At 39.7% G+C, this 12,665-nt stretch carries 9 protein-coding genes; 6 read left to right on the top strand and 3 right to left on the bottom strand.

All coding sequences use genetic code 11. From position 1 onward, the window contains the following. Positions 1-19 precede the first annotated feature (19 nt). Positions 20-1,342 (top strand): hypothetical protein, encoded by a 1,323-nt coding sequence (locus BK583_RS11680; RefSeq protein WP_055735879.1) that lies wholly within the window; start codon positions 20-22, stop codon positions 1,340-1,342. 27 nt (positions 1,343-1,369) lie between these two features. Here BK583_RS11680 and BK583_RS11675 read toward each other — a convergent pair whose 3' ends face one another. After that, entirely contained in the window at positions 1,370-2,296 is a 927-nt protein-coding gene (locus BK583_RS11675; protein ID WP_055735878.1) for an RNPP family C-terminal domain-containing protein, read from the bottom strand. Positions 2,297-2,686: 390 nt separating this feature from the next. Here BK583_RS11675 and putP point away from each other — a divergent pair, with 390 nt between their 5' ends. Then, on the top strand, positions 2,687-4,183 hold the full coding sequence (gene putP / locus BK583_RS11670) for a sodium/proline symporter PutP (protein ID WP_055736066.1): 1,497 nt from the start codon (positions 2,687-2,689) through the stop codon (positions 4,181-4,183). Between the two features lie 122 nt (positions 4,184-4,305). After that, positions 4,306-4,704, top strand: coding sequence for a hypothetical protein (locus BK583_RS11665; protein WP_055735877.1), 399 nt, complete (start codon positions 4,306-4,308; stop codon positions 4,702-4,704). 281 nt (positions 4,705-4,985) lie between these two features. Here BK583_RS11665 and BK583_RS11660 read toward each other — a convergent pair whose 3' ends face one another. Together BK583_RS11660 and allC are read right to left on the bottom strand one after the other, a co-directional pair. Continuing rightward, on the bottom strand, positions 4,986-6,221 hold the full coding sequence (locus BK583_RS11660) for a pyridoxal-phosphate-dependent aminotransferase family protein (protein ID WP_055735876.1): 1,236 nt from the start codon (positions 6,219-6,221) through the stop codon (positions 4,986-4,988). 12 nt (positions 6,222-6,233) lie between these two features. After that, entirely contained in the window at positions 6,234-7,466 is a 1,233-nt protein-coding gene (gene allC / locus BK583_RS11655) for an allantoate deiminase (protein WP_055735875.1), read from the bottom strand. Between the two features lie 146 nt (positions 7,467-7,612). Here allC and BK583_RS11650 point away from each other — a divergent pair, with 146 nt between their 5' ends. The 3 genes from BK583_RS11650 to allB all read left to right on the top strand — a co-directional run bounded on the left by BK583_RS11650 (position 7,613) and on the right by allB (position 12,313). Then, the gene (locus BK583_RS11650) at positions 7,613-9,238 is read left to right on the top strand and encodes a PucR family transcriptional regulator (RefSeq protein ID WP_055735874.1); all 1,626 of its coding nucleotides are present in this window, start codon (positions 7,613-7,615) and stop codon (positions 9,236-9,238) included. A gap of 263 nt (positions 9,239-9,501) precedes the next feature. Continuing rightward, positions 9,502-10,941, top strand: a complete 1,440-nt coding sequence (locus BK583_RS11645) for a YfcC family protein (protein WP_038479507.1) — start codon at positions 9,502-9,504, stop codon at positions 10,939-10,941. A gap of 22 nt (positions 10,942-10,963) precedes the next feature. Continuing rightward, complete coding sequence (allB, locus tag BK583_RS11640; protein ID WP_055735873.1) at positions 10,964-12,313, top strand: allantoinase AllB; 1,350 nt, start codon at positions 10,964-10,966, stop codon at positions 12,311-12,313. Positions 12,314-12,665: the final 352 nt, after the last annotated feature.

Here is a 12,665-nt window from a genome sequence, read left to right as displayed (position 1 = left end):
ATGTGAAAGAAGGAATGGTATGACAACGCAGATTGGTTTAGTTGGGCCAAAAGATTCTGTACAACAAATGCAACGGATTATTAAAGAATACCCAAATTTTACTGCTGTCCCAATTATTTATAAAGAGCTCGAAGAAGCCCCGACTTGCTTAAATCAGACCACTGTCACAATTGATCAATGGTTATTTTCTGGACAAGCTCCTTTTTCCTTATGTTTACAAAAAGGATTGATTATAAAAGAAAACGCATGGTTCGTTCCCCACGAGGGATCGAGCCTATTAGGGACATTTTTGAAAGCTTTTTACCACACAGAACAAAATCATACTCATGTCAGCTTAGACACTGTCTCACCTGAATATACAAACTGGTTAATAGAAGAGTTTTCCTTATCTCATTTGTCGATTACGCTATTTGATTATCCTGATTATGTAGAAGAGGACAAATTGATTGCCTTTCATAAAGAAGCCTTTATCACTGGAAAAGCCACCCTCGCTTTAACGTGTTTAAGAGGGGTCTATCGTGCACTAAAGCAGTTAGGAATTCCGTGTTATCGGATTAAGCCTGCTGAACCAGTGACACGAAATATTTTAGGCAGGATTCAAGAACGGGTAAATTTTTTACATGTAAAAAAAGCTCAAATTGCAGTTGTAGGTGTCCTTGTTTCATTTTCCCAAACAGAGCAGAAGGAAATTGCTTATTCGTATAAATTAAAGCATCAGGAGCTACTCGTCAGAAAAAGACTGCTAGACTATGCAGAGTCTTTACAAGGGTCCTTCTTAGAGCTTGGAAATGGCTATTTTGAAATATTTACAACCCGTGGTGAGATTGAAAACCAAGGGTGGCCATATGAAATCATTGAGGATATTAAACAGGCGGCCAAACTCACGGTTTATTTGGGTGTTGGCTATGGTCGAACTGCTCTTGCTGCATCTAAGCACGTGCAAGTTGCGATTGATTACAGTAAGCAAGCAGAAGATGAGATGATTGTGTTAGTTGATGAAGAAAAGCATGTATCAGAGGCGAAACGAAATGAAGAAACTCTTCATTATCAGCAAGTTCAACTCGGTCAAGATGTCTCAAACATCGCCGTTAGCCCTGCAACTATTTCTCGTCTCTATGCAAAAGTCTCTCAACAAACCTATACGTATTTTTCGTCACAGGATGTGGCGTCTTGGCTGAATAGTACGGAGCGAAATGCCAGACGCATTCTACATGCATTGGAAAAAGGTGACGTCATTGAGCAGGCAGGGGAGGAGCAATCTGGAAGACGAGGAAGACCTAGAAGAGTTTATCAATTTAAAAAAGCATCTGTTTCTAATCAAGCCACCCATGTTCAAAAGTAAACTGGGTGGCTTATTCATGTTACGTAGTTAATCTAATGTTATCGATGTATGGGGCTTCAATTTTGCTAACGTATTTTCAATAATGGATACGAGCTTTTGATTATCCAGCAAGGTAACAATGACAAGTGATTTTTCAATATAATCAATACCTAACTGTGTATTTCCTATTAAGGAGTTGGTGTAGCCGATTTGATAGAGAGCATCACCTAATAAGGTAAGAGTATTGCTCGACACTGATAGATCTAATGCGGCTTCAGCATGACGCAATGCTTTCTCATATTCTTCTTTTCGGTTGTAAATATTTGATAAGTTAAAGTGAATTTTTGTCATGACTTCATAGACGGAAGAATCTGTTTCTAATTCTTGTATGTTTTCTAAGCATGCGAGTAACATGTATTCGCTTTCACTATAATGATTTTCTTCGTAATAAATACTGCCTAAGCTTAATTCAATCTCTACACGCTGGACTAAATCTGCTTTTTTCTTTGTCGTTTGTAAATCAAGAGCGCGTGTAAATAGGCTAATCGCTTCATCAACACTTTTTCTTTCATAATAGCTACAAACAGCTTCATGCCATAATAAATATTGCTTTTCAGCATTTGATAATTGGGAGGACTTGTTCTTTTCATTTTCTATAATATAGTTGAGTGCAGCATAATCGCGCCTTGCTTTTAGATTTTTAATAATTTTGCTAACTTCTGACTGGCGAATATCCTTAGACGTTACAAAAGAAGCACTTTCTTCTTGTCCATATAAATAACTCATTGTTACACCTAAGCGCTCGCTTAATTGAAAAAGGATGCTTGATGAGGGGTTCTCTTTCCCGTTTTTTCCCTCAATATTGCTAATTACACCTTGTGTACAAATTCCTTTCGCTAATTCACTTTGCGTATAGCCTCTCATTTTTCGAATGGTTCTCAATCTTTCACCTAATACAAGTGTTTGTTTTTGCATCAGATTCTCCTTATAAAGAATTTACTAATAATTATAACATAATATTGAACGAAGAGAATATTAACGTTTTGATAAAAAAGTCGTTTTTTAGACAGCAATCTCAACATTTAAAGGCGTATAAGAACGAATAAAGAAGGAATTTGAAGCTTTTAATAGAATCATAGAGCTGAGGTGTTGTATGTAAGAGAGGTTCATTCTAATTCTAGATAATGTGCGTTCAAACTGTTCGATTTCTATGTTGGAGGGATGCTATGATAATGCAGTGCTTCTAGGGAAAAGTTAACAGACCAATGGACAGCTGACGCACAGCAAAAAGTAATCTTGTTAGAGCGAACCTTTTGCGAATAAGGTGGTTTCTTTTTTTCAGAAAGGATGTTGATTCACATTTCAATGCAAATAATTGCGGCTATTATTATTTATTTACTGATTATGATTTTAATAGGATGGTATGGGTACAAAAAAACAGCTAGTCACTCAGATTATACATTAGGCGGGAGAGGGCTCTCTCCTGGTGTTGCTGCTCTAAGTGCAGGGGCATCTGATATGAGTGGTTGGTTGATGCTAGCATTACCTGGTTCAATGTACTTAACAGGTTTAGGTGCAGGTTGGTTAGCGTTAGGTCTTATTATTGGCGCATACTTAAACTGGATTTTCTTAGCCCCGCGGCTCCGAACCTATACAGAAACAGCTAATAACTCTATCACCATTCCTGCCTTTCTAGAAAATCGTTTTATTGATTCAACTAAATTGCTACGAATTTTATCAGGACTCATTATTATTTTCTTCTTTACCATTTATGTTTCTTCTGGAATGGTATCAGGTGGTCGTGTATTTGATTCTTTGCTTGGTATTGACTATCACATAAGCTTATTAATTGTGGCTGGAGTTACGATTCTTTACACACTGTTTGGTGGTTTTCTAGCGGTTAGTTGGACGGATGTTGTCCAAGGTGGTACCATGATGCTTGCTTTATTACTCGTGCCTATTTTTGCCTTAGCTGAGGTAGGTGGTGTCACCACTACATTTGATCAAGTTCGGAGCATAGACCCACAATTACTAGATATTTTTAGAGGCGTCACAGTTGTTACGATCATTGGTTCTCTTGCATGGGGACTTGGTTATTTTGGTCAGCCTCATATTATCGTGCGCTTTATGGCGCTTCGCACAGCGAGAGAAGCAAAGCCGGCACGCCGAATTGGGATGGCGTGGATGATTTTATCCATTGTCGGCGCCATGATGACAGGCTTAGTTGGAAGAGCTTATTTAAATAACGAAGGAATTTTTCTTAACCCTGATAACGAAAGTCAGCACGAAACTGTTTTTGTCGTTCTTGGTGAAATGCTGTTCCATCCATTTATCATTGGCTTTATTTTTAGTGCGATCTTAGCGGCAGTGATGAGTACGATTTCGTCTCAATTACTTGTCACGTCGAGCTCTTTAACCGAAGATCTGTATAAGACGTTTTTAAAACGCAAACCAGGAGATCGAGAACTAATCTTCCTTGGTAGAGGGGCTGTTCTCGTTGTCGCTTTGATTGCGTTAGCTCTCTCTTGGAACCCGGATAGTTCAATTTTAGAACTTGTTAGCTACGCATGGGCGGGCTTTGGTGCCGCATTTGGTCCTGTTATGCTTCTGAGTTTATATTGGAAAGGGATGACAAGATGGGGCGCGTTGGCAGGAATGCTTTCAGGTGCTGTTATGGTCATTGTCTGGGCAAATACAAACTTGTATCAACTACTTGGTATGAATGAACGTGTCTATGAATTATTACCAGGCTTTATGATTGCTGCACTAATGATTGTTATTGTCAGTAAGTTTACGAAAAATGACCAACGTGTCGATCAAGGATTTAAAGAGTTTAAAGAAGAATTAAAAGCGATTAAATAACGATAATCCCTCCAATAGGTACTTATTGGAGGGGTTTTATAGTGTTTAAATGATTGGTTGTTTGACTTTAGCTCGAATGGGTAAAAATAGGATGGAGCTTAAAAGGAAAGGAATTAATCAGCATGAAGATTTGGACATCAATGAGCGTGACACTTGTGACGGTAGTCGCAATAACAGCTTGTAACACAACGAATGAAGAAGAGCCTGTTAATCAAAATGAGGAAATGGTAAATGAAAATCAACCGTTGGATGGGGAGGATCATACGAACACGATTGAAGGATCTAATGAGGAGTGGACAGAAGTTGCGATTGTTCAAGAAGAAGTAGATGACACCATTACTCGTGTTGATATGCAAAATGATCGTGGTGGCAGTCGGGTCATCCTTTATTTCACTGATGAAGAAGAGCCTCGTTATAAATCAATCCTTATTAAAGAGGAAAGCCGTTTAAAGATTATTTCGATTAATGAGGATGGTGAAGGGGAAGTTTTCAATGAAGTAGTGGAAGATCAGTTAAATTAAAAAGGGAAGATGAGGCTTGAACAAAAGTAGATCAACAGACCAAAATGACGAACATTCCTGAAAATAGGAACGTTCGTCATTTGTTTTATATGAAAAGAGAATTCGAAGACTCCTGGGGGATCAGCATGTGTCTGAAGACTCTGGAGTGGCGGTTTTCCACGGAGAAGGCTGAGGCCGTGTCCCCGGAAAGCGGAGGATTCTCCTGTAGCGGTGCTACTCAGCATCTTTTAGACTATTCGTCTTTTCAAATACTACTTTTAGTGATGTCCCAGCCTCATTTTTTATGAATGAACGTTTGCTACGGCTGTTTCATAGTAAGCGAGTGCTGCTTGAACGGCTTTACCACTATGAACAGGTACTTCTTTATAGAGGAGTGCTGCTTCAAGAGCTGAGAGCGCAAAAAGGACATTTTCTTTTCGACAACTATACCCCATTGAACCAATACGCCAGATTTTCCCATGCAATGGACCAAATGAGCTTGCTATTTCGACTCCGAAATGAGTGAGCATAAATGAACGAACAGCGTCAGCATCTACGCCATTTGGAACGGCTATACAGGTAACGACAGGCAATTTATATTCGTGTTCCACAAAAAGATCAAGACCCATCGCTTTTATTCCAGCCATTAGCGCTTTTTCATGGAAAATGTGCCGTTCAAATCGATTCTCTAACCCTTCATCGAGTAAAATACGAAGCCCTTCATGCAGCCCATAAATCATCGATGTTGCCTCTGTATGATGATTTAATCGCCTTGGGCTCCAGTAATCTTGTAGTTGACTAAGGTCAAAATAGTTACTTCGAATAACAGAACCTGAGAATGGTGTGGTTTGATCTTGATCTGTAGCAATGCCACGTTCAACTTTTTTTCGCTTGGAAATAATCGCTTCGGCACGACTGTTATACGTGATAGGTGCCATACCCGATGGTACTGATAGGCATTTTTGTGTTCCACCAATGGCCGCGTCAATTAACCAGTCATCGACTTTAAACTCAACCCCGCCAATAGTAGCGACAGCGTCAACGACGAACAAGCAATCTTCTTCGCGACACGTCTTCCCAATGTTTTGTAGGGGCATCACACAGCCAGTAGATGTTTCTCCATGTACACAGGCAACGATTTTTGGTTTTACTTTTCTAATCTCTTCTATAACATCATTTTCATCAAAAACGGTGCCCCATTCGCATTCCATTGTGTGAACGGATGCATCCAACCGTTCGCAAATTTCAACAAGTAAGTGACCGAAGCGACCATATATAGGAACAAATACACGATCACCAGGCTCAATCAAACTCGTTAAAACCGCCTCAAGTCCAGAGCGTGAAGTACCATCAATAGGGAAGGCCCATTGATTTTTTGTTTGGAACAAGTCCCGTAACATGTCCATTGTTTCGTTCATCATTTCGGTAAATGCAGGATCGAATTGACCTAATATTGGAGCACTCATGGCTCTTAATACACGTGGCTCAGCTTCTACCGGGCCAGGCGTCATAATGGTTCGCTTCGCTAATTGACTCATCGTGTTCTCTCCTTAATTGTAAGCCAGTTGATAGATGATATGCTTTAATGCTTTTACACCAACGTGCAAGTCGTTTTCGTTGGTAAACTCATAAGGGGAGTGACTAATTCCCTTTACACTTGGTACAAACAGCAAGCAAGTAGGTACCTTAGCTCCAAGTATTTGAGCATCGTGACCAGCGCCGCTATACATATAGCGATAGCTTAACTGTTGATGCTGTGCGTAGTCGTGAGCAATTGCTTGTAAGGACTCTTCCATATCGACTGGAACGACGTCTGAATATTGTTGAACCGATATAGCGACATCAGAGCCTGACAGTTCATCTACGAACGTATTCAATTGTTTATGGTACACATCCAGCGTTGCTGAACGATGGTGCCGAATATCAAGGGTAAAAGTCACTTTTCCGGGAATAACATTAGGTGTATTAGGAGTGACAGTCATTTGACCAACCGTCGCTACGAAATGCTCATCCATCTCATGCCCTGTTTGGATGAGTTTATGTACGAGTTGACTCGCAATATTCATAGCATCTTTCCGCTTATTCATAGGAGTAGTACCAGCATGATTGCTTTCACCAGTCACAGTAAAAATAAAGCGTCTTTGCCCAACGATGCTTTTAACAATGCCGAGGGATTCGCCTGCATCTTCTAAAATAGCTCCTTGCTCAATATGCAGTTCAACAAAACATGCTAAATCCTGCCTTAACGGCTCTTGAAAATGACCAAGTCCAAACCCTTTCCCATGCATGGCATCGAGAAACGATTTGCCTTGAATATCTTGCACGTTATGATAGTCTTTACCCTCGTGAATACCTGTTAATTTTCCAGAACCCCAAAAGTTTAGAGGGAAGCGGCTACCTTCTTCTTCACAAAAAGAAATCACATCGATTGTTCGATTTGGCTGACCGTGCTCTTTTACTAACTCAGAAACAGCAACTAAGCTAGCAAGAACGCCATAGGCACCGTCATACTTTCCGCCGTTGACAACGGTATCAATATGAGAGCCTGTTAAGACAACAGGTTCCTCTTTATTTGTTCCTTCTACACGCCCATATACATTACCAATATCATCAAAAAAAGGTGTTAGTCCTCTTTCTCCAAACCAATTCTTAATCGTTTGTTGAGCTTGAAACCACTCGTCTGTGTAAAGTAAACGCGTGACGCCACCGTCATCGGTTTGACCGATCTTGGCTAAATCTTCAATCATCGTCGTTAACGATACTGTCAGTTGCCCTGTATCCATGATAGTCGCCTCACTTTGCTTAAATTAAAAAATGATTGAATCGTTGTACAATTGAGTGTACTGTTAAGTTACTTATAAAGCATTGGAATATTTGCTATTTATATTGAAATCCATTGTGCATGTTAACTAAAGAATGGAGAGTGGAAATGAATATAGATCTGTTTGTTCAATTACCAGAATTAAAACAGGCGCGAATTGTAGCAGGGATGCAAGGGAAGACGCGAATCATAAGCAATGTAAAAATGATGGATGCGCCTGATATTATTCATTATTTAACACATGGGGATTTGCTTGTTACTACTGCTTATCACTATGCAGGAAAACCTGAACGGTTATTAGAACTTGTAAAAGCGATGAATGAAAAAGGTTGTGCTGGTCTTGGCATAAAACAAGAACGTTTTCTCGGCAAGATTCCAGCAGTTGTATTGGATTATGCAAATGAAACAAATTTCTCCATTATTGCGTTACCAGAACAAATAGGATTAAGTTCTGTTGCTAATCAAGTGCTAAGTGCCATTTTAGATCAACGTACAAACGAACTAAAGACAGCACTTGATACACATCGAACGTTTTCAAATCACATTGTGAGTGGGAAAGGGTTACCTCATTTACTAGAAAATGTCGCTCAGCTGGTTGGTTCCCCTGTTTTGCTCATGAATGAACGGTGTCAACTATTATCGTCTTCGAACACTTCCAGTCCCGTTGTAAACGGTATGGAATATTTACATCGTATGGGCTATGCATTTTTTACAGAGGGGAGCCGATATTCTAGCTTCACATTGTTAATGAATCATCCGAAGACGGTAACTGTATTTCCAGTTTACACCGATAAAGCAAAAAAAGGAATTCTCGTCATTCTAAGCTCTTTCTCACATGAAGAGAGTCAGTCGGTATTACTTGTGGAGCAAGCGACGAATGTCATTGCATTTGAGTTAATGAAGGAAAACGCATTAAAGCAATATACGAAACGAGCAAAAAATGAATTTTTTCTCCACTATTTAAATGGTCAATATGCATCAAAAGAAGAGGTCATTAATCGTGCAAAAGAATTTGGGCTCTACAACGATCGTCCATATAAATGTGTTGCTGGAAGATTGGATCAAGAGGAATTAAATTTAGGTTTTAAAGACAACCATATTGAGAGCGAGAAAGTATTCGACTTCGTTGAAGAAGAATTATCGATTTTTCCATTTCAATCTCACTTATTCATTAAAGGAGAGATGTGCTTTATTTTATTAGAGGGGGAGGAGGGAGATACAACAGGTGAATCATTGCAGTCAATTGAGTTTGCGTTGGAAATGATTCAAGATCGTGTCACTCTTCATTTTAAACGATCCATTTCATTTGGCTACAGTCATCTATGTCGCCAATTTTGGGACGTACAAGAAGCACATAAAGAAGCGTTAAATGCCCTTCATTCTGGCCGATTATCTGGGAATCGCCAATTCGTTCAAGGGTATCAGGCAAAAGATCTTCAGAAACTTCTACGAATGATCCCCCAAGAGGATTTAGTTGAATTTTGTGACTTTAATTTAAAGAAATTAACTGAACCTGGTGTGACAGAGATGGCTCTCATTCAAACATTGGCTGTTTATCTTGAAACACATTGTCAAATTTCTGAAACGGCAAAACGTCTATATGTACATCGAAACACCATTATTTATCGACTTGAGAAAATTGAAGAATTGTTAGGGAAAAGTTTAAAAGATCCAGATACAACGTTGCATCTCCGACTGGCACTTCGCATTCAGCATACACTTGAAACGTCATAAACCGTGTGCGTGCTGAACTGAAAGTATGAAGCGTTGTACCTAGAACTATGACGTTTCTATTTCGTTTATGGTAAGAGGTTGTAAGAAAATCTAACAAATAAGCCTGTATTTTTTTACAACCTCTTCTTTATTTTTTGAAGTGAACTGTACAAGGTATCTAATTTGATATTTTGTTTTTAGCTACTATAACCAATGACCTTTCTTTAGTGCGTCAGTATGATGGTGAAATAAAACTGAAGCGAGTAAAGTGAGGGGATAACTTGATGGAACAACCAAAAAGTCAGAATATACATAAGCCAAGTCCATTAGAGAAGAAAAAAGATCGGATGCCTCATATCTATGTGCTGCTGTTTATTATTAGCGGGTTAGCAGCGTTGCTTACTTATCTTATTCCAGCTGGTTCATTTGAACGTGTGCCAGGACCAAATGGACGTGAGTCCATTGATCCGAATTCCTTTACGACAGTAGATGCGTCTCCTGTTTCATTTATGGATTTTATGTTAGCAATTCCTGTTGGTATGGCTAGTGCAAGTGAAATTATTTTCTTTACCTTTATCATCGGTGGAATGTTTATGGTGCTGCGAAGAACGGAAATTATTGAAATCGGTGTCGATCGATTAGCCAGAAAATTTCAACATAAAAGCATTGCAGTGATTCCGGTATTGTTGACACTCTTTGCAGTCGTTGCAACAACCATTGGCACTCCTGAGCTGTCTCTTGTCTATATTCCCGTGTTAATTCCGCTTTTTATTTCACTTGGCTATGATTCAATGACAGCCGCAGGGATTGCGCTAATTTCAACAGCGCTAGGGTTTACAGCAGGTGTGATGAACCCAGGAACTGTTGGCATCTCCCAACAAATTTCGGGACTCGAGACTTACTCAGGTTTTGGATTGCGAGTGGTTGTGTTAGTCGTTATTGTCCTTATCGGAAGTTTGTATATCATGCGATATGCGAAGAAAATAAAGCAGGATCCATCAAAAAGCTATACACATGAGGAAGATGAAATAAAGCGAGTCAAATATAAAGATGCCTTAAAGCAACCTGCCAAACGTGCAACGAAGCGGCAATTGGTTGCGATTTCAACATTACCGATTTTCTTTGGTATACTTGTATATGGTGTAACGCAACTCGGTTGGTTTATGCTTGAAATGTCTGGTTTGTTTATTTTTATGGGCATTCTGGTAGGAATTATTTCAGGATTATCCCTTACAAAAGTGTGTGAAGCTTTTACAGAGGGTTTCAGAGAAGTGTTAATGGGCGCCATCATTATAGGGATTGCTAGATCGGTTGCAATTGTACTAGAAGAAGGACAAATAATGGATACGATTGTATATGGTCTAGGTAATCTCGTTGGTCATTTACCAAGTACGCTAAGTGCAATCGGTATGATGACGGTTCAACTATTCATCAATTTCTTCATACCGTCTGGAAGTGGTCAAGCACTGGTGACCATGCCTATTATGGCGCCTCTTGCAGATATGCTTGGGGTAACACGCCAAACGGCGATTTTAGCGTTTCAATTTGGTGATGGCTTTGCTCATATTTTGTTCCCAACATCAGGTTACTTTATGGCAGCTTTAGTCATTGCTGGTATCGGCTGGACTAAGTGGGTGAAATTCTTTAGCCCGTTATTCTTTATCTTCATGGGTGTGGGAATTGTATTTTTAATTTATGCACAATTAACAGGGTGGACTGGTTAAGTGTTGAAGGAAGGTAAATAAAATGGTTGATCTACGAATCTGTGGTGGTCGAGTTGTTTTACACGACCGCATTTTAGAAACGGATATTGGAATGACAAATGGTGTAATCGAAACGATTGGTGTTGTCCATTCAGCAGCTAAAACAATAGATGCAAAAGGGCAGCTTGTTTTTCCTGGTGGCATTGATACGCATGTTCACTTTTCAGAGCCAGGTCGAACAGAATGGGAAGGGTTTAAAACAGGTAGTCAAGCATTAGCGGCTGGTGGAGTCACAACGTATGTGGAGATGCCTCTTAATGCACTGCCAGCAACAACGAATATTGACAATTTACAGCTTAAATTAAATCGAGCTAAAACGAAAAATTTAGTCGACTACAGCTTTTATGGTGGCTTAACGTCAGAAAATCTTGCTGACATTGAGGCGCTGGCTGATCGAGAGGTCATAGCGTTTAAGTGTTTCCTCTCAACGTGTGGGTCAGGTCAGCCAGGTGATTTTTCCAATGTAGATGATGCAACCCTTAAAAAAGGGATGGAGATTTTAGCACGAAAAGGAAAAATTCTTTGCTTACATGCGGAAGATGCATCGCTAACAGATCGACTTGAAATGGAATTGATTTCTGAAGGTAAAAAGGATGCGCAAGCATTCTTAGCTTCTAGACCAATTGAAGCGGAGGTACTTGCTGTAAAGAAAGCGATTGCGTATTCAAGAGAGACAGGTTGTGCCATTCATTTCGTTCATATCTCGTCAGCTGAAGCCATTGCTGAAATTCAACAAGCAAAAAGAGAAGGGCTTGATGTAACCGTTGAGTCATGCCCGCATTATTTCGTATTCTCTGCAGAAGAATTGCCCAAATTAGGAACGCTAGCGAAGTGCCAGCCACCGCTTAGGAAAAAGGAAGACGTGTCAAAATTATGGGATTGTCTGCTACGAGGAGAAATTGATTGGTTAACATCTGATCACTCTCCATGTACAATCGATTTAAAAGAGGGAGACTTTTTTACAGCGTGGGGAGGCATTACTGGCTGTCAGAATACAATTGACATCATGTATGACGAGGCTGTGAAAAAAAGGGGGATGTCAGCCTCAGCTTTTGCTAAACTAATTGCTACGACACCAGCTAAGCGATTTAACCTTGAGCAAAAAGGGGAACTGGCAGTGGGGAAAGATGCCGATTTATTCTTTCTCGATGATACGACGTCTTATACGCTTCAACAAGAAGACTTGTACTATAAAAACCCTTATTCTCCTTATGTTGGTCGAACCATCGCTTGTCGAGTGACAAAAACGATTGTAAGAGGACAAGTAGTGTATGATGTAGAAACAGGGTGCAGGAAAGAAACAGTCGGAAAGTTAGTGAAAGTGCTAAACTAAGAAATTTACCTAATAAAAAACCAAAACATACTAAGATTAGTGGGTAAGATCATCGACGGATGAATCTTACCCACTATTTTTCGTTTAGGCGTATAGTGAGAGGTGAAAGAAAGCTCGACCTAAGCCTCAAGGATCTAGAATCCGTATTAAAAACCGAGCTTCTTCACTTTCATTACTGAATCAGGTTTAAGTATGTTGGGGCCATTGAGCTCGTGTAGAGGAAATTAGAATCGGAATGATTAAGTGAAGACCTTTCAATGCTAAATGAAAAGAGGAACAATGATGGAGTTTGTAGTCGCTTTAGATGTATCAATGGGGAAAAGTTACTCGGTCATTTATCAAGACCAAAGAT

The sequence above is a fragment of the Shouchella oshimensis genome (assembly GCF_002019765.1).
Lineage (GTDB): Bacteria > Bacillota > Bacilli > Bacillales > Bacillaceae_D > Shouchella > Shouchella oshimensis.
The sequence above is the reverse complement of the archived record's forward strand: the minus strand, read 5'-3'. Positions and strand labels throughout refer to the sequence as shown.

What these genes read in the sequence shown, in the direction of transcription:
- BK583_RS11665 (WP_055735877.1), top strand. Translation starts at nt 4,306, where the DNA reads ATGAAGATTTGGACATCAATGAGCGTGACACTTGTGACGGTAGTCGCA.
- BK583_RS11675 (WP_055735878.1), bottom strand. Translation starts at nt 2,296, where the DNA reads ATGCAAAAACAAACACTTGTATTAGGTGAAAGATTGAGAACCATTCGA.
- BK583_RS11660 (WP_055735876.1), bottom strand. Translation starts at nt 6,221, where the DNA reads ATGAGTCAATTAGCGAAGCGAACCATTATGACGCCTGGCCCGGTAGAA.
- allC (WP_055735875.1), bottom strand. Translation starts at nt 7,466, where the DNA reads ATGGATACAGGGCAACTGACAGTATCGTTAACGACGATGATTGAAGAT.
- allB (WP_055735873.1), top strand. Translation starts at nt 10,964, where the DNA reads ATGGTTGATCTACGAATCTGTGGTGGTCGAGTTGTTTTACACGACCGC.
- putP (WP_055736066.1), top strand. Translation starts at nt 2,687, where the DNA reads ATGCAAATAATTGCGGCTATTATTATTTATTTACTGATTATGATTTTA.
- BK583_RS11650 (WP_055735874.1), top strand. Translation starts at nt 7,613, where the DNA reads ATGAATATAGATCTGTTTGTTCAATTACCAGAATTAAAACAGGCGCGA.
- BK583_RS11680 (WP_055735879.1), top strand. Translation starts at nt 20, where the DNA reads ATGACAACGCAGATTGGTTTAGTTGGGCCAAAAGATTCTGTACAACAA.
- BK583_RS11645 (WP_038479507.1), top strand. Translation starts at nt 9,502, where the DNA reads ATGGAACAACCAAAAAGTCAGAATATACATAAGCCAAGTCCATTAGAG.